The organism is Agriterribacter humi, assembly GCF_009192765.1.
In the GTDB taxonomy this organism is placed as follows: domain Bacteria; phylum Bacteroidota; class Bacteroidia; order Chitinophagales; family Chitinophagaceae; genus Agriterribacter; species Agriterribacter humi.
Map to the genome: position 1 here is coordinate 184,384 of NZ_VOHQ01000012.1, position 19,925 is coordinate 204,308.

Below are 19,925 nucleotides of genomic sequence, written 5' to 3' on the forward strand. Positions count from 1 at the left end.
AAATTTTTTCTTTCCCGGGCAGCACATTGTATCAAAAAATTGTCTAAATTACATGAAATCAACTTTGATTTCATGACTGAAGAGGCAATGCTCAAGGGCTGTATACGTAACCAGGCAGCAGCGCAACAGGAATTATACTACCGGTATAGTCCTAAAATGCTGTCTGTTTGCTATCGTTACGCAAAAAGCCGGGAGGATGCTGAAGATATGCTTCAGGAAGGTTTCATTAAGATTTTTGGACAGTTAAGGCAATTTCAAAACAGGGGGGCGTTAGAAGGATGGATAAGGAAGATCATTGTTCATACCTGTATCAACAATCTGAAAAAGAACAAAAAGTTTACTGAAAGTGTAGATCTTATACATGCTTCGGGTGTGCATATCCGTGAAGAAAGTATTCCTTCCATAGTGCAGGCAAAGCAGGTGGTTGAATGCATCAGAATGTTGCCGATAGGGTATCGTACTGTACTCAACCTGTATGCTGTGGAAGGCTATTCGCACCGTGAAATTGCAACGATGCTTGATATTGAAGAAAGCACAAGCCGCTCGCAGTATACAAGAGCAAAAGCTATGCTGGAAGACATACTGATAAAGAAACATATTTTACCGCAATACACAGAAAAATTAGAGTTGGCGGCTGTTAATCCGTAAAATAAATCATAAACCAAAACTACTAAGCTGTTATTGAATATACCAAGGGACTGACTATGGAGAGAAATATTCATATAGATGAATTTGAAGAATTCCTGAAAGAGAAGGCTGATCAGTATAAGATGTATCCATCAGATAAAGCCTGGAGCAACATTCACCGTTCTCTTCATCCCAGGAAAAAATGGCCGTACATTTCACTAACGTTATTGCTACTGCTTGGCACTGCCGTGTTTGTTGATTATTATACTTACAATTTAGTGGTACCGGTTAATAAGGTGCTTACTTTTAATAATCCTAATTTTCAGAGAAGTAATTTAACCCCCGTTTCTGACGTTGCTTTAAATGCATCCGCATTGCCATCGGATACCCCTTTAACGGAAAGAGATGATAATGGTGCACAAGCTGCTCCTCGGTTATCTTCTTTTACCAAAAAAACAATCACTCCAACAAAACCATTGCTGACCGGTAATGCCGGTGATAGTTATGCAAACAATGATGATATAGAAATAACAGGTTCTGAAATTTCGCCCGTTCATTCGGATGGAGCAAATATTATTATAAAACCTAAGACTACCACAACAGCAGAGGAAAATGATGATGACAAAAAAATAAAGAAAGTGTTATGGGGCGGTGAAGCATTTAAAAAATCAAAATTTGAATGGCAGTTATTTTTCTCACCCACTATAAGCTATAGAAAACTTACAAGCGGAATTAGCGAGGTTACAGATGTGTTCAGAGGGGTGCCGTACAGTACCGTTCAAAAAAACACCACGATAAATAATCTCGTTACACATAAACCCGCTATTGGTGCCGAAGTTGGAGCTAACGTAATATATAAACTAACCGATAACTTTTTATTAAGGGCAGGCTTGCAATTGAATTATTCAAGATACCAGCTCAGGGCTTATGCTTCCAAACCAGAACAGGCTACGCTTGCAGTTGTTTCTAACCCATTGGGCACAGATTCAATAAATGTTATCTCCACGTTACAAAACTTCAGTGGCAGCGGATCATCATGGTTCAATAATGAATACTTTCAGGTGTCTGTCCCTGTTGGTTTTGAATGGGGTGTGCTGGGCAATTCAACATTACGGTGGAATATTGCCGCCAGTGCGCAACCAGTATATAATTTCGCCAATAACGTTTATCTCCTTTCTACCGATTTCAAGCGTTATGGCCAGGATCCTTCCCTTATTCGCAAATGGAATATTAATGCAGGCATTGAAACCTATGTTTCTTACAATATGGGATCCTTTAAGTGGCAGGCCGGGCCACAACTGAGGTACCAGCTGATGTCGAGCTACAAGAGCCAGTACCCGGTTAAAGAATACTTAGTTGATTTTGGATTCAAAATCGGTGTAACAAAAACATTAAGATAAACACTTCTTTTTTCCTTAACGCCAGCCGGCATTTATTGTCTCCAAAAACTTGTACATTTTTCCATTCTATTCAATTATTTGTTCATTATTTTTAACAGATGAAAAAACAATTGTTCATCTTCTTTATTCTTTTGCCCTTTGCGCTTTACAACTGCACGAACAATGATACATCATCAGATCAATCAAAGGAAGATACTGCCGGGAAAGCATTTTATCCTGTTGGTAAATATATACGCAGCCAGTTGGCTTATATTGATTCCATGCCGCTGGCTGTAATAAAATATACAACTATACATAACGTTACAGATACTTCTATTATAGAAAAGAAGGATTTTAAGCACATTGCGGCAGCGTTTATGACGCCCGATATCAGTTCACCCGAATTCAAATCACAATATGAAGAGCATTCTTTTATTGATGCTACACTGGGCACCATAACACTAACGTATACCGCCAAAAACGACAAAGTGCAGATACGTAAAACAGACATTTTGCTAAACCAGGAAAATACCGGTGTGAGAACCATTTATGTCGAAAAAATTATACCCGGTTCTGATAGTTCAGTAATAAAAAAAATGTTGTGGATAGCTAACCTTAACTGCCAGATCACTACACTCATACAAAAGGAAGGACAACCTGAAGCTGTTATCCTCGAAAGATATGTATGGGATGACAGGCATTGACGCTGAAATATAATGCAGCAGACCCTGTGTTAAGTTAATCGTGAAGCGGCGGACGAGAAACGTGAGAATCTGACATCTTTCGCCCGCCTGCCCATCCCACTGGTGTCATCCCCGCCTGAATGACTCAGTCGCGCAGGCGGTAGGCAGGTCTCTCTTCTCACGTAGAGATGAGACGAAATATGGTTTACACAGCACTATATGTGATTTTTACCCATAGCAGCAAGTCCACCGGGCATTTGTATTTTTTGTGAATATTGTTTTACAATACCGCTATATAATCCCTGCCAATAATAATTCAACTAATTTTGCAGTTGATTTATTATGACTACAGCATCCTTTCAGCAAATTGTGCATACCATCCCCATACAACCGGGCATTTACAAGTATTATAATGAAGAGCATGAACTGTTGTATGTAGGCAAAGCAAAAAATCTGAAAAAAAGAGTCAGTTCATATTTTAACAAGAGCTTTACCAATTATAAAACACACGAATTAATTCAGCGCATCTATAGCATTGAGTTTACCATTGTTGATTCGGAACAGGATGCATTTTTGCTGGAAAATAGCCTCATCAAGCAGTTCCTTCCAAAATATAATATCCAGTTAAAGGATGATAAGAGTTTTCCGTTTATTGTGATTAAGAACGAGCATTTCCCGCGCATTTTTCTTACACGAAGAAAGATCAGCGATGGATCCGAATACATGGGGCCTTACACATCAGTTGGGAAAGTAAGAGAACTGCTGGATTTTATAAGGCAAAACATACCTCTGCGCAATTGTAAGCTCAATCTTACTCCCGGGAATATACAGAAGAAAAAATTTAAGGTCTGTCTTGAATATCACCTGGGCAATTGCAAGGGTCCCTGCGAAGCATTACAAACTGAAGAAGACTACCGGGAAGGTTTATTGCAGATAAAGGACCTCCTTAAAGGTAATTTAGCCCCTGTTATTCACAAGTTCAGGGAAGAAATGAAAAAGCATGCAGAAAACATGGAGTTTGAAAAGGCTGAAATGCTCAGAAAAAAAATCGAGCATTTGTACCAATACCAATCTAAATCAACAATCGTAAACAATAAGCTGGGCAATATTGATGTGTTTTCCATTTTAGAAGAAGGGAGTATTGCCTATGTAAACTACCTGATGGTGGAAAATGGTACTATTGTACAAACAAAAACCATCACACTTGAAAAAAAATTAGATGAAACAGCAACAGATGTACTGGAATTTGCTATTGCACAGCTAAGGGATACATTCAACAGCAATGCCCCGGAAATCATTATACCGTTCCCAATTCATTATCCCCAGCAAGGCGTATTGATAACAGTGCCAAAGGCGGGAGATAAGAAAAAACTTTTAGACCTCTCGCAAAAAAATGTAAATTATTTCCAGGAAGAACTGAAGAAGAGAAAAATGCTTCAACTGGAAGGAAAAACAGATGAACAAAAAAAAGAAACACTTTTCCAGTTACAAAAGGATTTGCTTTTGCCTGCATTCCCTTCCCATATTGAATGTTTTGACAATTCAAATTTCCAGGGCAGTTTCCCGGTATCGGCAATGGTATGTTTTAAAATGGGTATTCCCAGTAAAAAAGATTACCGTCATTTTAATGTAAAAACAGTAGAGGGAATTAATGACTTCGCTACTATGAAGGAAGCCGTTTACAGGAGATATAAGAGACTGGTTGATGAGGAACAGCCACTTCCTCAATTGGCAATTATTGACGGGGGAAAAGGTCAGCTAAGCGCCGCACTTGAAGCCATTCGTGAACTTGATCTTACCGGGCAAATGACCGTGATAGGGTTGGCCAAAAACGAAGAGGAAGTTTTTTTTAGTGGCGACAAACAATCTCTGAAATTAGAGTGGGGAAGTGACAGTTTGAAATTACTCAGGCAGATCAGGGATGAAGTACACCGGTTTGGTATCACCTTTCACCGCAAAAAAAGAAGCCAGGGGACATTTAAAAATGAACTTGAGCTGATACCCGGTATTGGAAAAACTACAGCAGACATGCTGTTGAAAACATTCAGATCGGTAAAAAATATAAAGCAAACGCCCGCCGAAAAGCTGGTACCGCTTATTGGTAGCGCAAGAGCACAGCTTATTGATGCGTATTTCAAAAACCAGGAAAAAGACCAATAAAATATTACCAGAGCCCTAATAAAAAAGGGGCCAGGATAGATATCCAGCCCCGTTTTTAAAATCCAATATCCTATGAAAAACCGGGATAAAGATAGTGTAGCAGGTTCATATTGCAATACCCAAATGTGGGTATTTTTAATGAATATTAAAGTTACATTTCGCTTTATTATAATCCCCGGTTGGAACAATAATACCATAAAAAAAGGATTGCCGGCAACCGGCAATCCTTTCTGAAAATTTTCTGACTACTTTTTAATATGACCAAAGATCCTGTTCGTAATTAAATATCCTGCTTTTTACATCCTCACCTTCCAGCAAACGAAGGATATCATCTTTTACATATTGTTTCAAATAGAGATCATATGGGTTATCGAGTGTAGATTTAACAATATAGCTCCCAAAGAAACGGCTTTCAAACAATTCCTCCCAGCTCATCCGAGCGCCATAGTTTTTACCATTGTACACCTCATACTTGGCAAGTGCGGGGCGCATATCGGGGTAGTATACCCAAAATATGGGGGCAGAACCAATTTCCTGGCCGGTTACCTTATCGAAATAGGTCTTTACCGGGGCAATACCCAATATCCTCACATACATCCTGGAAGATTCTTTATCAAAAACCCATTCTTCTTTAATTCTGAACTTGGTAATATCATCCATATTGAACTCTTCGCATACCACAGATTCCTTCATAATTCCTTTCGCTAAAGTTGGATCCTTTTCAACATCCGGTACCATTATCGTATCGCATGATCCCGCCAGTTTTGAACCTATCTGGTCCAACGTCATGGGTGTAGTAAACCGGTCATCTATAGACGCATCGAAGGCTGTAACTTCACCGCTTTTAATGGTATTGAGTAAAATAGCAATAAAACGCTGGTTACCATTGTCTTCATCTGCTTTATAACGAAAAGGCAAATTTACTTTTTCACGAATATCTATTTCCCTCCATACTTTTTCCCTGTAAATGGCATCATCCTCGCGAATATTTTCATATGCCAATGGCGTACGATCTTTTACAAGGTTTTTCTCTATCGCATTGTCGTTGCGAAGCGATTTCCTTATCGTATCCATTTTTAGAGGATCGTGCTTGGGCGGCGCTTTAACGATCATTGTATCCTGCTTCGCCACATCAAGATTGGCATTGGCTACGTTAGCCTGCGTTTTCTTGGCAGTTGTCTTCTTTTTTGCCGATGTAGTCGTCTTTCTTGTGCTTTTTTTCCTGGTTTGCGCATCAACTGTGTTGACAACCATTCCAAAAGCCACTACCAGCAAAGCATATTTCGCGAATTTCCATTTCATGGTCAAAAGTGTTAATATCTAAAACAAATGATAAAACTTATATAAAAGGCATACTACCTCAATATATACGACAATGGTTTTAAAGTGATCGTTCTTCCGTCGGGCCCTTTGGCTTTAATATTATCAATGTATACTCCTCTTCCTGGCTTAAGGTTGTTAACCAATGTGGCAGCACCTCCACTCCAGCGCGGACCGTTATTAGCAATCGGGTTATAATCCGGACTGCTTAAGTCAGCTATAGTATAGCTAATCACCTGGTACAGTGCTTCAAATTCGGAGTTTTGCAAAACCGCTCTTACACCACCCATGGCCTTAAATTGTGCTGTTGATACCTGTCCACCTTCAAATGTACCCACCATACCTGTAGCAGGAGGAAGGTATTTTACACGGAAAGCTACCTTACCTACCGCTTTGCCATCCACCATTACATTTACATTTGCTTCACCGGGCTGATCTGGTACAGCGGTATATTTGCTACCCGCATTTTTTGAAATCTTTCCATTGGTAATAGAAGCATTTACTTTTTCGCTACCTGCACCGGCAGTAATGGTTAAAGGATTGGGTACACCAACATACAATACATTCATCTTATCGGCCATTACGGCTACACCCGAAGGCTGACCAACGGTATAATCAAATGTTTTACTGATGGTTTTCTCTTCACCTGTAGACGGATCAGGATATTTAACATCTATTTTGAGGCTGTGACCACCAGAGCCACCGGCAGGCATTTTGATGTCTGCCACCCCATTATCACCCACCGTTACCGGGTTACCATTAATAAATACCTTGGGTTTAACGCTGGCATTAAATGCACCTAATCCGGCTTTAATTTCCAATTGCTCGCCTGGCATCAGGTAAGTAGCGTTTGCCCCGATCATCGGTTCAAACTTGTCGAAAATAACTTTTACATCGCCAATTTTCTTGAAGCAGAAAGATGAAACCTTATTCTCAGTATTTTTTACGTCGTTTTGAAATTTGCTGAGAATCGTTAGCGCTGCAACAGTAGGCGTCATATGAAAATAAGCAGCAGACCATTCCTGGTTGGTATTACCAGCCTGTGATACAGGCATATCTGTATTTATAGGAAGGCTATGATCAAATTCTTTTGTGATGTCGGGATCAATAGCAAGAATATCTTTTTTATATTGCTCTAATGCTAAACGAAGCTTTTCTCCTTCGCCCTCTTTGCCTGTGCCCATTAACCGGGTAGCGGCATCCAGGTTATCTATGCCGGCGCCTGTTTCTTCATTATATCCGCTTTCTTTCTTTAATTTTTCTTTTAACCCATCAATATAAGAAGATAACTGGGCAGACAATTCTTTTACCTGGTCGGCTTTCGGCTTCCAGATAGCTGCTTTATCACGGGTCTTGGGGTCTTCGAGGCTTACTACAAATGCATCATATATTTCAGACGTAGCTGTAGACAGCGTGCCGTTGGATTTTTCCAGACTGCTATTAACTGTTTTAAAGGCATTGATGATTTCGGCAGATACGTTCAGCGCTAACATTGCAGTCAGCACCAAATACATCATGTTGATCATCTTCTGCCGCGGCTCTTTAGGTAGTGACATGATTTTTCAGGATTTAATGTATACGAATCAAGGGTTAATAAGCGATGGATTGAATATTCAACCCATCAATTTTAAATTATCTGCCCTGCATTGCAGTCAGCATATTACCATACACATTATTCAGGCTTCCTAAGTTTTTGGCCAGCAGCCCAATTTGTTCCTGTGTCTTCTTTGCGTCTTCTACGCTACCCTGCATGGTTTGTGAGGCCTGTACCAGGTTGCTGTAAAACCCGTTCATCGCTTTCAGATGGTTATTCGTATCCTGTAATTCCAATTCGTAAATCGTATTTAAAGAAGATAAGTTCTTGGTAAGTGTTTGCACCTGGTTGTGAAATTGTTTGGTAGATTCGGAAGCTTCATTAAAGGTTTTTGCCGTATTGGCCGCGCCGAGATAAGCATCCTTAACGGTATCCAGCGCCTGCGAAGCCGCTTTGGTTTTAGCAGTATACTCACCTGTAGCTGCAGTAATATCGGCTATATCCGACATTTTTTCAACTGTTAATCCAAACTTGCTGAAATTATCGCCTAAGCGTTTCAGGTTGGCAGGGTTAATAGCTGCATCCTGTAACATTTTGTCCATAGATGCCAGGGCGGGATTACCACCGGAAACAGCACCGCCTTTAAAAGCTTCTGCTATTTCTTTCATTTCGCCACCGGGAGGGGGTAAAAATGCATAAGCTAAAAATATTGCCGCTTCAGTTAATAGCCCAACAGTAAGCATAATATCAGCAAAGGGCTTGTGAAGAATTTTAGCCCATGCGCCAAAAATTACTACTGCTGCGCCAACACACACTAAAACGTTAACGAGTCTTTCGGTGGATCTGTTTGTGCCTGCCATAAAAAAGAGAGTTTTTTGTTTTTTAAAGGGTTTTTCTTTTTTAGATTTCAAAAGGTAATGATCATGCCATGTCAAGCTATACAACTTCACAAAAGCATAAATAGTTTAGTACGGTACAATTCGTTTTAAAATAAGCAATTGGTTGGTTGATAACCGCCTGTTCTATCTGCGTTTACCAGATGGCGGAAGATCAATTACACAACGAAAACCGATATAGGATTTTGCTGTATCCTGGTATTCGTAAGTGCGGGTACTCACCTGCAGAAAATAGCCTACATCTTTCCAGCTACCGCCGCGTAAAACTTTCCTTTTCATGCGGGGAGGATCACTGTCTTTTGCATTCCAGCGAATATCAGGATTCATGTCGTGCTGAAAATTATAAGCGCCTTCATAATAAATAGAAGATGTCCATTCTGCAACATTTCCCGACATATTATATAATCCGAAATCATTGGGCCAGTAAGCGTCTGCACGAACAGGGTATAAACCGCCGTCTTCGGCATAATTACCGCGTCCGGGTTTAAAGTTGGCCAATAAGCATCCTTTTTTGTTTCTCAGGTAATAGCCACCCCAGGGAAAAGGTGCCTGTGAACGTCCGCCACGTGCGGCATATTCCCATTCTGCTTCAGTAGGTAACCGGAAATCTGATTCCTGGGTTCTTTTCTGAGATTCAAGGAAACTGTTTAAATATTTTGTTCTCCATTCGGTAAACGCAACCGCCTGTTTCCAGGTTACTCCTACAACAGGATAATTACCAAAAGCGGGATGAGAAAAATATCTTTTCGACATCGGTTCGTTATAAGAGTAAGAAAAATCCCTTATCCAAACCAGTGTATCGGGGTAAATAGGAATATCTTTTTTAACTATAAACTTAGAACGCGCTTCTTTTGCATTTTCCTTCCTTGCAGCTTCTTTATAATCAAAGGTTTCTGAATGGTACACCAATCCCCTTGCATCAATTTCTTTTTTACCGAATATGCGGTTATCCGGAGTAACGATCATGGCATCTAATTGCTCAACAGTTTTGGGATCGTTCCATTTAATGGTTTGAATTTTTTTCCAGTCAAGACTGTTGCCATCTTTGGATTTATAACCCAGTTTATCACCGGCAATAGAATCACGAACCCAATTTACAAACTGTCGGTATTCATTGTTGGTAATTTCGGTTTCATCCATCCAAAAACCATTGATGGTAATTTGCTTGTTACGTGCAGTAAAAGCATAATTGATATCCTCATCGCTGGCTCCCATATGGAATGTTCCCTGAGGGATATAAACCATGCCCGGAGGTTTTGGAAGTATATACTTTCCTCCTGGTGCAACTCCATGTAACTGACCATCTTTTGGCAAGCCTTTAGATGATTTTAACTTGCCACAACTTGCAAACACCATGCCCAGCGTAGCAATTACAACGAGGTTAAGTAACAGGCTTTTCATTTTCATACAAATAGCTTAAAGGGTATATGGACAAATATAGATGAAATATTAAATTAAATTTTAGACGTTTTGAATATTATATTTTTTTTAGCGTCAGGACTCAAAATTATCCTGAAACCCAGGAGATATAAACGGTATGTTCCCCAAGTTATTGTGCCTGACCTTCTTTATCTTTTCGGTTCCTGATCAATGAGTTGCATCAAATCTGCCACCTTTTCTACCGGCTGTAAACACGAATAATTACGGCATAAATAGATAGCGGTTTTGTCTTTCACATACCGGTTGCTCAATAATGGATAATGGTCATTATTTCCCCCGGCAGATTGAATTACCCTATTGGGCAGGTAATGCGACAAAATACCCCCGGTAATATCTTTATAACGATTCCCTACCACCGCTATTTCATTTAACCCATAAAATATATCGTTCATAACAGATGCCCATATCCCAAACGAGGTGGGATATTTTACGATCACCCCGTTTAAAGAAGCACAAATATTCAATGCCCTTTCTCTCCAGGCGGCATTATTAAAAACAAGTGACAAATAATGCAAATTCCAAGCCATTATTGAGTTACCCGAAGGGGTTGCGCCATCGTATATTTCTTTTATACGCAAAATAACGTCCTGCTGGTTGCGGTGCGTATAAAAAAAGAAGCCCGTCTCTTCCTCACTGAAATTATCAATTATCAATTCGGTCAGTTGCTTTGCTTTGAGCAGGCAATCCTGGTCCCCAGTAATCTCCTGCAAAAAAATAAGCGCCTGAACCAGGTATGCATAATCATCTAAAAAGGCCGGATGCCTGCTTACTCCATTTTTGTATGTATGCATCCAATTGTCCGTGTCCACCTCCTTAAATTTATCCAGCAGAAATGCCATATTCTTTTGGGCTACCCGTTTATACCTTTCATCGCCCAGGGCTGCATACGCTTTACTGCAGGCTATATTCATCAGGGCGTTCCAGCTCAGCAAAATTTTATCATCGGTTAAAGGAGGAATTCTTTTGCCCCGCACTTCTAAAAGTCTGGTTTTGCAGGACTTTAATAAGGCCTGCAATGTTTCCCCATTCAAATCATTTTGAGCGGCAAATTCATCGAAAGGTTGGAGTATTCTTAATATATTTTGATGCTCCCAGTTGCCTTCCGCGGTGATATCATAATACTTGCAGAAGACGGCGGCGTTTTCCAGCAACACGGCTTCAACTTCTTTCTTATCCCAAACATAATATTTGCCCTCAACGCCCTCACTGTCGGCATCCAAAGCAGAAAAAAAACCACCTTCTTCACTCATCAGTTCGCGTTCAATAAAATTCATCGTTTCCTCCACTGTGTGGGCGTATAAAGGGTTTTTGGTGACTTGATACGCCTCGCTTAATACAATTATCAATAGTGCGTTATCATAAAGCATTTTTTCGAAATGAGGCGCCAGCCATTCATTATCGGTAGCGTACCGCGCAAATCCTCCTCCCAACTGGTCGTATATTCCTCCATAAATCATTTTATCCAGGCTAAGCAATGCCTGCTGCAATGCCTTTTCATTTTTTGTGTGGAAAAAATGCCGCAATAAAAACTGTATAGTGAATGTTTGTGGAAATTTAGGCGCTCGTCCAAAACCACCATCCGTTGTGTCCGCAGATTGCATAATATGGTCAAAAATTGTATTGAGCTGACCTGCTGTTATTTTTTCCTGGTCAGGGGAGTGTACGATCCCAAAAGCATTGGATTGCAACAGGTGGCCGGTAAGGTTTTCTGCCTGTGTTTCTATTTCATCGCGTTTTTCCTTAAAAGCGGTAATAACACCCTGCAGCACCTGCCGCCATGAAGACCGGTTAAGAGCGGGAGAAGGAGGAAAATAGGTGCCCCCGTAAAATGGCTTTTTGTTCGGTGTTAAAAACACATTGAGCGGCCATCCTCCACTGCCGGTCATTGTTTGAACGGCATTCATATAAATATGATCCAGATCCGGCCTTTCTTCGCGATCTATCTTAATATTAATAAAATGCTCATTCATGATAGCCGCGGTGTCTTCATCTTCAAAACTTTCCTTTTCCATTACATGGCACCAATGGCAGGCGGCATAACCAATACTTACCAATATGGGTTTATTTTCTTGCTGTGCTTTTTTTAGAGATTGTTCGCCCCAGGGATACCAGTTAACCGGATTATGGGCGTGTTGCAGCAAATAAGGACTGGTTTCATGTATGAGATGATTGGTGTGTTCAGCCATTCAGCTAAATTCGTAAAATTACTTTTATTGCTGCTTAAATTACTTTTTATTGCTGCTTAAAAACTTTTCCAGGGCTGCTACCATTGAAGGTGTTTCGGGAGCGGGAGCTTTAATGTGCAGTGTTAAACCAGCTTCTTCTATGGCTCTGGAAGTATTGTTTCCAAAGGCGCCTATCCTTGTTCCATTTTGCTTATACCGGGGAAAATTCTCTAACAGGCTTCTAACCCCACTGGGTGTAAAAAAGCATATTACATCAAATTCAGATTTTGTAAGCACCTGTTTTACATCATTACTGATGGTTCTGTACATAAATGGGGTAGCAAATTCGCACTTATTGGCCTTGAGCCAGCTGATTATATCGTTATCCTGCTGATTTTCCGAACAGGGATACAAAAACTGTTCATTCTCCTTGTGTTTATTAATTACATCGAACAGGCTTTTGTTTGTTCCGTCAGCACCATAAAACACTTTTCGCTTTCTATAGAGAATAAACTTTTGAAGATATAAAGCTACCGCTTCTGTAATGCAAAAATATTTGGTATCCTGTGATACTGCTACTCTCAGCTCTTCACAGATACGAAAAAAATGATCAATAGCATGCCTGCTGGTAAATATAACAGCACTATATAAGCCAATATCAATTTTTTGCTTACGAAAGTCCTTTGAAGGGATGCCCTCCAGCCTTATAAACGGGAAAAACTCCAGTTCAACACTGTGCTTTCGTGCCAGTTCAAAATAAGGGGATTTATCCGAATCCGGGCGTGGTTGGGTTATCAGGACCTTTTTAATAGACATAGTAGAACTGCTTACTGCCATTTTCTCCTGTTTAACTATATGTTTATCTTTAGTAGGCAATGATTTTGCAAAGTTACGAACTTCTTCCAAACAAATGTAACAGGAGTTTGTAAATCAGTAAAACCGGTATGATTTCAAAACCACAGACATACAAAACAAGATGCAACAAGCTAATTTTTAACTCATTACGCAATACAGAAAAATATAGTATAAACCTGTATATTAATAAAAATCCTAACAAAATAATTGAAACTGTAAAAGCAATCTGCTGAAATACAGGATCGCCGAAGGCCAGGACAAGCATCAATGGTATTAATAAAATTGATAATATTTTATTGACCAAAAAGACAATAAAAATATAAGAATCCGCTGCCATTGGCTGCCCGAACATCCAGCCCATTAGCTTTAAAATAAAATATTTTCCGCAATAGATCAATGCTATACTAAAAAAACAAATGGCAAATAACAGCCAGGGCTTTGCAACATTATTGGCTGTATATTCTATTACCAGGTAGCTGAAAAGCGCAGTGCTGAAAACAAAAAAGATATTAAAGAGCAGGGTTGTCATCCCCGCCTGCTGAAGTTGATCCCGTATTTGTTTCTGCCTGAAAGCCGATTTCCAGAAAACGTTAAATACGTCCTGGAAATATTTGGGAAACCCTACTCTTAATATGCCCAGGAAAAACAAGGTTCCGCATAAAATGTAAAACAGCTCATCCTTGCTATCGGGGCTGTACCGTTGTGAAGGCATATAAACAACATCACCGCCAGTATTATAATAGGGATGTTGCATTACATATGAGCGAACAGCACTTCCATAAGGCAGAAACCCTGGAACAAGGGTATCTTTTTGAACCATTGGTATTGAATCGGTTCGTAAGAGCACCTGGGATGGTTTTACTACCTTAACCGGGATGGTCTTTTTCTGCGCAGGTTTAGATATGGAAGAATCTTTTATAATCGTTGTCTGTACAGGAGGCAGTTTTACCCCCGAAGAATCATCCTGGCCGCATACGGCAGAGATCAAAATGCTCTGCAAAACCACACATAATAAAATGATTCTTCTCAATTGTTCAAATGTTTAATGCTGCAAAAATATCTGAATCGTCATAAATTATTTCAGGCTTATTGCTAAAACAGGCTAACCAATCCGAAATGTATTTTAGATTGCCTGAAATTAAACGGTATATCATCCCGCTTGCCTATCGCATAGCTTAAATTAAATATGCCGGCTTTTGTTTCAAACGCCATGCCTATTCCCATTCCGAGATAAGTATGGTCTTTTTGCTGTATTTCACCATAAGCATTGTTCTGCGCCCAGCCCCCATCGGCAAATCCAAAAAAATAAGAATTTAATCCTATAAAAAAACGATACTCAGCCGTTAATACCGTATAACTGCTGGCATAAATACTTTCTTCATCAAAACCTCTTAATAATTTATAGCCGCCTACCTGGTACATTTCATTCTTAAAAATATCACGTGTATACAACCACCCACCGTTTACAGCAGCTTTTATTACAGATTGCCTGCCCGTTTTAAAATAATGTGCGCCCGATACATTGATCTTTAAAAGGTAGGTCCGCAGATCCAGTGTATCGTACAACGAAGCATAATCGAAATCATTACCTGATGCGTCTTTTTTAATGCTGGTAATAGTTGTATTGGGCTTAATTTTTCTTAACCCTGCCGAAGTTATAACCGTAAACTCATTTCCCCTGCGGGGGTTAAAACGATAATCCGTATTATTATACTTATAGTTTATCCCCACATTGCTGGTTGTTACATCAATATAGGAAGGTAGTTTTTTGGATGCTTTTACCTGTGAAGTATCTATACTGCCAGGCAGTACATTGGTAAAAAAATTTTGAAAAAACACTTTCCCGCTCTGCTTACCGGTTGACAGGTATTGTACGCCGAACCCGGCATTCAGATTAAGGAATGAGGAATCTTTTTTTAGCAGATCAAAATTGAAATCCAATCCAAATGCTGTATTAAAAACAAAAGGATGTTCATACAACAGATGCAACCGCGGCGATTTCACCTGTATTTGCTGCCAGTTCACTCCAATTGTTTCGCCACTGCCCAATGCATTCTTAAGATTAATATTCGCCTCACCGGTTAGTTGCAATTTTGTTCTGCCGGTTCCTTCCGCCGCAGGTAAAAATCCTACCAGCACATCTACCTGGCTGCTCTTTTTGGGATCAATATACAGGTTCAATACGGAGCCGGAGCCTGTCATTGTCATATCCCATGCTTTAATTTCTTTCAGGTAAGGCAGCTCCAGCAATCGCTGACTAACAGACTGAAGCCTGGCCTTTTTATAAAGAGAACCGTTCTCAATACCCAGATATCGCTGCAGAAAATAATTGGAGATCTTTGCTTTTCCATATACTCGTATGCTATCAATTTTATAGGCGGGACCTTTTTCAGTTTTAAGTCTGCCGGATACCTTTTCATTTTGTACAGTCAGGCTATCCAATACAACACTTGCAAACGGATAACCATTGTTTTCGTAATAATTAAGTATCCGTTCCTGCCAATACTGCACTTTATTGAAACTCAGCATATCCTTTGAAAAAGTTTTGCTGTTCCATCCTATGGAGGCAAGCATTTTCTTGTCGGCGCTGTCGGTATTCAATTCAACCCATTGGTATGTGCTTCCAATATACATCCAAACTTTGGCTGTTGCTGAATCAAACGCGGTGCTGTCTGCAGATGCGGTGATATAGCCCTTAGCCTGCAATGAGCCAATTACCTGATCAATGTATTGACGGCAATGCTCCTGGTTAGCAAATGTGGTTTGTAAATCCAGTGTTTCAGGCCGGAAGCTGGTATCTTTGTCAATAAAAATATAATGAAGCCTGTACTTATCCTGGGCGCCTGCGTATAACGACAGCACCAGAAAAAACACCAACCCTGTAAAGCAGCGCAGCCGGTTCATTACCAGCAAAACTAAAAGCATAAAATCTGAAATCAAAAATCATTTAGCATTGGCAGGCATATACATCCATATCCCTTTTTGCAGGCAGGCTTGTTTATACTGCAATTTTCATTTTTCCACTTCGCTCCGGCTCAAGAACGATTTAATAAACGCTTTATTGAAAGAAATAGCATTATGCACCGTATATAATGATAAAAGCGTTGAAACGATTTATTTTGGCGGGGGCACGCCAAGCCTGCTGCAGGCAGAAGCATTGAATTCCATTTTAGATGCGCTGCACCAGAAGTTTCATATTGATCCCAATGCTGAAATTACTCTGGAAGCCAATCCGGATGATATTTCAGGACAACTATTGACCTCATGGAAAAGCATGGGCATTAACCGGCTGAGCATTGGCGTTCAATCTTTTTTTGAAGAAGATCTGAAATGGATGAACCGGGCGCATACAGGCGAACAATCTGTTAACAGCATTATGCTGGCACAGCATGCAGGTTTTGATAATCTTACGATTGACCTGATCTATGGCTCACCGGGGCTAAGTGATGAAAAATGGCAGCAGAACGTTAAAAAAGCCATCGATTTTAATATACCACATTTAAGTTGTTATGCGTTAACTGTGGAGCCTAAAACAGCACTACACAGCCTGATCGCCAAAAATAAAATGCAGGACACCGATCCGGAACAACAGGCAAGGCAGTTTATGCAACTTATTAGCTGGCTGGAGGATGCAGGATATGAGCACTATGAGATATCTAATTTTTCCATTCCGGGTAAAAGAAGCCGCCATAATACTTCCTACTGGCAGGGCAAGGCCTATTACGGCTTCGGCCCTGCAGCGCACTCTTTTAACGGAACAGATGCCCGAAGCTGGAATATCGCTAATAACACTTTATATATTCAATCCCTCCTGCAAAATATTATCCCGGCAGAAACAGAAAGGCTTACAACTGTACAAAGGCTTAATGAATATATTATGACGAGTTTGCGCACTACAGAAGGCACTGACCTCAGCCATATTCAAACCCGGTTTGGAGCAACTTATGCACAACGGCTCTTAGCTGCTGCGCAACCTTATATGAATGAGAAGTTGATAATGCAGAACAATAGCCTGAGGCTTACCAATGCCGGCAAATTGTTTGCCGATGGAATAGCGGCAAATTTATTTGAGGATGAGCTTTTAAAATGATTACGCTGTAATTTTATGAAAAGGAAGCGACCAGCTTTATATATCTTCTTTCTTTATGAACACAGTAACACAAATTGAAAACAGGTTTCGGATCTCAACCAATATTACAGAATTTAACCTCCCTTATATTCATCATTATTTGAGCCGGGATTCTTATTGGGCTTCAGGTATATCAATAGATACAGTAAAACGCTCTATTGCTAATTCGCTTTGTTTTGGTGTATTTGAAAATGATAAGCAGGTTGGATTTGCAAGGGTAATATCAGACATGGCTACATTCGGCTACCTGGCCGATGTTTTTATTGATAAAAATTACAGGGGACTCGGACTATCCAAACTGCTCATGAAAACCATAATGGCATATCCTGAATTGCAGCACTTGCGCAACTGGCTGCTGATGACCAAAGATGCTCATGGATTGTACGAACAATACGGCTTTGCTGTTCATCCCCAACCTGAAAGAGTGATGCGTAGAAACAAATCATGACTGCTACAAAAGATAAATGCTGCTCAATTGGTTTTGTGAGATGATTTTCGAATTACCCTTACAAGCTGGGCTCCTGCCAGTATCGCTATAATAACAAGAATAGCGCTATTGCTTAATAAACTGTACGAAAAAGGCATTTTTACACTTTAACTTATACAATTTACAAATTTTAGCCCTCCATTTAATGAAGGAATGATGAGTGGTAATGCACGGTTTATTTTATGGTTGGTATCATGCCCCGTATTCCCATATCCACCACCGGTTCTCCTTTCAGCGGATCCCATTTGCCATTGTTTACCACTTCCTTCCATTCAAAGCTTTTATTGGTGGAAAGGGATACTTCTACTATGATATTTTCCGTTTCCTTTCCTGTAATAACCAGTTTGCCTGGTATAAATGCCGCTGTTACCACGCAGGAACCTGCGGGTACAGGTGAGGTATCAAAAATGGGATTAACTACAGTTGTACCGCCTTCAGGCGATTGCCCTGACGTGGTATACATTTCGTTGAATCCTTCACCGCTCAATGTAGTTTCAAAACCCCAGTATCCCTGTTTGCGGTTGCCATCAACCGTTAGCGACTGGGTTTTGATGAGATAGGATTTGAGATAAGTATTATACCCGATAAATGACGCGATCGTTCCGGTAAGGTCCTGGTCAATCACTATAGTGCTGGAAGTAGTATCGGTAGCTATAGTAATGGTAGTATCAATATGGTATTGCACACTATAATTCTGGTAAGCCAGCGAAATACGCAACCATTCATATTCTCCGGAGGCGATGTCTTTCAGGGACATTGCATAAAACACTTCATTGTTACGGGCAGAAACGGATCGTTCAAAATCAATAGCGGCTTCTCCGCCCGCATCCGTTTCGGGGGCTTTATAAAGAATAACACCTTTGCCCAATGGCGTAGAAGCATTCAACGCTAATTCAATGTAATGTGTATTCATGCTATTGAACACAGGACTTTGAGCGGCGTTACCATCAGGAAGCGAAGCGGGTTGGCCGGTATTATTCAACCTTTCCTGCGTTGAATCGAACCTGTACCTGAAGATCAGTTTTGCTTCTGCAGCCTCACCATTATCTGCCTTGGTGCAAGATGCAGCACATATACATAGCGCTATATAAGCAACCCGATAATGTTTCATGTGATCATTTTATTGCTAACGCCGTGCGCTCAAACAAAATTGCGGCTGATGATCAAAACCCCGATCAGTTATTTAATTTAACAAACCCGCCGTCAATCGGATAGTCGCAGCCGGTAATAAAGGAAGCTTCATCCGAACACAGGTACAGCGCCAGGTGCGCAATTTCAATGGGTTTGGCCATTCGCCCTATTGGCTGGGTTTTAGATAATTTCTCAAACATTTCCTTTTCCTTTCCCGCATAATTCTTTGCCAGGAACCCATCAACAAAGGGTGTATGCACTCTTGCCGGGGAAATGCAGTTGCAACGAATATTATAACCAATATAATCTTTGGCTACAGACAGGGTCATGGCGCCCACTGCACCTTTAGCAGCCGAATAAACAAAGCGGTCGGGGATACCCACCAGGGCTGCAATAGAAGCCATGTTCAATATAGAACCGCCCTTTTCTTTCATAAAAGGGATGGTTTCATGCAGGCAATTATATACGCCTTTAATATTTACAGCCACAACCCGGTCGAAATCTTCTTCGGCTGTGGTATCGGCCTGCCCGATATGCGCAATACCAGCATTGTTTACGAGTATATCTATTGTCGTATGTTTTTGAGTGATCTGCGCTATTACGGTTTTTACTTCCTGCTGGTCAGCGATATTGCATTTGAAGAAGCTGCCTTTTCCGCCTTCTGTGGTAATTTCGTCAACAGTTAATGCAGCGCCTTTTTCATCCATCTCAAGAATATATACTATACCGCCCTGCTTTGCAAAGGTTGTGCTGATGGCTTTACCTATTCCGCTTCCGCCGCCCGTAATAACAACTACTTTATCATCTAATCTGAACATGAGAACAATTTGAGATTTTAAATTTTAAATTTGAAATGCAACCCCGGTTAACAATGTTTTTTATGGTACCCGCTACAGCAACACAGATTGATCGTTCCTTGCGACGCTCCGTTCATCTGCATATCATTGTGGGTATTTTGTGATACTCATCCTTTCCCTGCTCTTTCTTTTCAACCTGTGTGTACCTAAAATAGGTTGACATATTTTATAATGGTTCAAACAAATTTAATTGTTTATTTAATGGGTCATCTTCATTAATTTTTACTGTATAGATTGTCATTCTTTTTCTGCTTTCTTTTGC

At 40.3% G+C, this 19,925-nt stretch carries 17 protein-coding genes; 7 read left to right on the forward strand and 10 right to left on the reverse strand.

All coding sequences use genetic code 11. From position 1 onward, the window contains the following. Nucleotides 1-72: 72 nt before the first annotated feature. From FRX45_RS18545 to FRX45_RS23355, 5 genes are all read left to right on the forward strand, one after another. Nucleotides 73-648, forward strand: coding sequence for an RNA polymerase sigma factor (locus tag FRX45_RS18545; RefSeq protein ID WP_152269961.1), 576 nt, complete (start codon nucleotides 73-75; stop codon nucleotides 646-648). A 56-nt stretch (nucleotides 649-704) separates the two neighbouring features. After that, the gene (locus tag FRX45_RS18550) at nucleotides 705-2,027 is read left to right on the forward strand and encodes a porin family protein (RefSeq protein ID WP_152269962.1); all 1,323 of its coding nucleotides are present in this window, start codon (nucleotides 705-707) and stop codon (nucleotides 2,025-2,027) included. 98 nt (nucleotides 2,028-2,125) lie between these two features. Beyond that, nucleotides 2,126-2,710 (forward strand): hypothetical protein, encoded by a 585-nt coding sequence (locus tag FRX45_RS18555; protein WP_152269963.1) that lies wholly within the window; start codon nucleotides 2,126-2,128, stop codon nucleotides 2,708-2,710. Between the two features lie 321 nt (nucleotides 2,711-3,031). Next, nucleotides 3,032-4,849, forward strand: coding sequence for an excinuclease ABC subunit UvrC (gene uvrC, locus FRX45_RS18560; RefSeq protein WP_152269964.1), 1,818 nt, complete (start codon nucleotides 3,032-3,034; stop codon nucleotides 4,847-4,849). A gap of 72 nt (nucleotides 4,850-4,921) precedes the next feature. Then, on the forward strand, nucleotides 4,922-5,083 hold the full coding sequence (locus tag FRX45_RS23355) for a hypothetical protein (protein ID WP_193311772.1): 162 nt from the start codon (nucleotides 4,922-4,924) through the stop codon (nucleotides 5,081-5,083). Nucleotides 5,084-5,101: 18 nt separating this feature from the next. On the opposite strand, the gene porN is transcribed toward FRX45_RS23355, so the two are convergent. The 8 genes from porN to FRX45_RS18600 form a co-directional block, all read right to left on the reverse strand. Beyond that, nucleotides 5,102-6,151: a type IX secretion system ring subunit PorN/GldN gene (gene porN / locus FRX45_RS18565; RefSeq protein WP_152269965.1), complete on the reverse strand. Its 1,050-nt coding sequence runs from the start codon at nucleotides 6,149-6,151 to the stop codon at nucleotides 5,102-5,104. 53 nt (nucleotides 6,152-6,204) lie between these two features. Beyond that, complete coding sequence (porM, locus tag FRX45_RS18570; protein WP_152269966.1) at nucleotides 6,205-7,725, reverse strand: type IX secretion system motor protein PorM/GldM; 1,521 nt, start codon at nucleotides 7,723-7,725, stop codon at nucleotides 6,205-6,207. 76 nt (nucleotides 7,726-7,801) lie between these two features. Next, the gene (gene porL / locus FRX45_RS18575; protein WP_152269967.1) at nucleotides 7,802-8,563 is read right to left on the reverse strand and encodes a type IX secretion system motor protein PorL/GldL; all 762 of its coding nucleotides are present in this window, start codon (nucleotides 8,561-8,563) and stop codon (nucleotides 7,802-7,804) included. 162 nt (nucleotides 8,564-8,725) lie between these two features. Next, the gene (gene porK, locus FRX45_RS18580; protein ID WP_152269968.1) at nucleotides 8,726-10,006 is read right to left on the reverse strand and encodes a T9SS ring complex lipoprotein PorK/GldK; all 1,281 of its coding nucleotides are present in this window, start codon (nucleotides 10,004-10,006) and stop codon (nucleotides 8,726-8,728) included. Nucleotides 10,007-10,167: 161 nt separating this feature from the next. Beyond that, a complete protein-coding gene (locus FRX45_RS18585) occupies nucleotides 10,168-12,225 on the reverse strand; it encodes a thioredoxin domain-containing protein (protein WP_152269969.1) in 2,058 nt (685 codons plus the stop codon). A gap of 39 nt (nucleotides 12,226-12,264) precedes the next feature. After that, nucleotides 12,265-13,041, reverse strand: a complete 777-nt coding sequence (locus tag FRX45_RS18590) for a uroporphyrinogen-III synthase (RefSeq protein WP_226805450.1) — start codon at nucleotides 13,039-13,041, stop codon at nucleotides 12,265-12,267. A gap of 52 nt (nucleotides 13,042-13,093) precedes the next feature. Then, the gene (locus FRX45_RS18595) at nucleotides 13,094-14,089 is read right to left on the reverse strand and encodes a DUF4271 domain-containing protein (protein WP_152269970.1); all 996 of its coding nucleotides are present in this window, start codon (nucleotides 14,087-14,089) and stop codon (nucleotides 13,094-13,096) included. A gap of 62 nt (nucleotides 14,090-14,151) precedes the next feature. Continuing rightward, the gene (locus FRX45_RS18600; RefSeq protein WP_152269971.1) at nucleotides 14,152-15,984 is read right to left on the reverse strand and encodes a BamA/TamA family outer membrane protein; all 1,833 of its coding nucleotides are present in this window, start codon (nucleotides 15,982-15,984) and stop codon (nucleotides 14,152-14,154) included. A 28-nt stretch (nucleotides 15,985-16,012) separates the two neighbouring features. Here FRX45_RS18600 and hemW point away from each other — a divergent pair, with 28 nt between their 5' ends. Both hemW and FRX45_RS18610 read left to right on the forward strand, forming a co-directional pair. Next, entirely contained in the window at nucleotides 16,013-17,149 is a 1,137-nt protein-coding gene (gene hemW / locus FRX45_RS18605; protein ID WP_152269972.1) for a radical SAM family heme chaperone HemW, read from the forward strand. 55 nt (nucleotides 17,150-17,204) lie between these two features. Beyond that, a complete protein-coding gene (locus FRX45_RS18610) occupies nucleotides 17,205-17,636 on the forward strand; it encodes a GNAT family N-acetyltransferase (RefSeq protein ID WP_152269973.1) in 432 nt (143 codons plus the stop codon). A gap of 214 nt (nucleotides 17,637-17,850) precedes the next feature. Here FRX45_RS18610 and FRX45_RS18615 read toward each other — a convergent pair whose 3' ends face one another. Together FRX45_RS18615 and FRX45_RS18620 are read right to left on the reverse strand one after the other, a co-directional pair. Then, nucleotides 17,851-18,786 carry a hypothetical protein gene (locus FRX45_RS18615; RefSeq protein WP_152269974.1) on the reverse strand — a complete coding sequence of 312 codons (936 nt, stop codon included), beginning with the start codon at nucleotides 18,784-18,786 and terminating at the stop codon, nucleotides 17,851-17,853. 64 nt (nucleotides 18,787-18,850) lie between these two features. Further along, complete coding sequence (locus FRX45_RS18620; RefSeq protein WP_152269975.1) at nucleotides 18,851-19,624, reverse strand: SDR family NAD(P)-dependent oxidoreductase; 774 nt, start codon at nucleotides 19,622-19,624, stop codon at nucleotides 18,851-18,853. Between the last annotated feature and the right edge of the window lie 301 nt (nucleotides 19,625-19,925).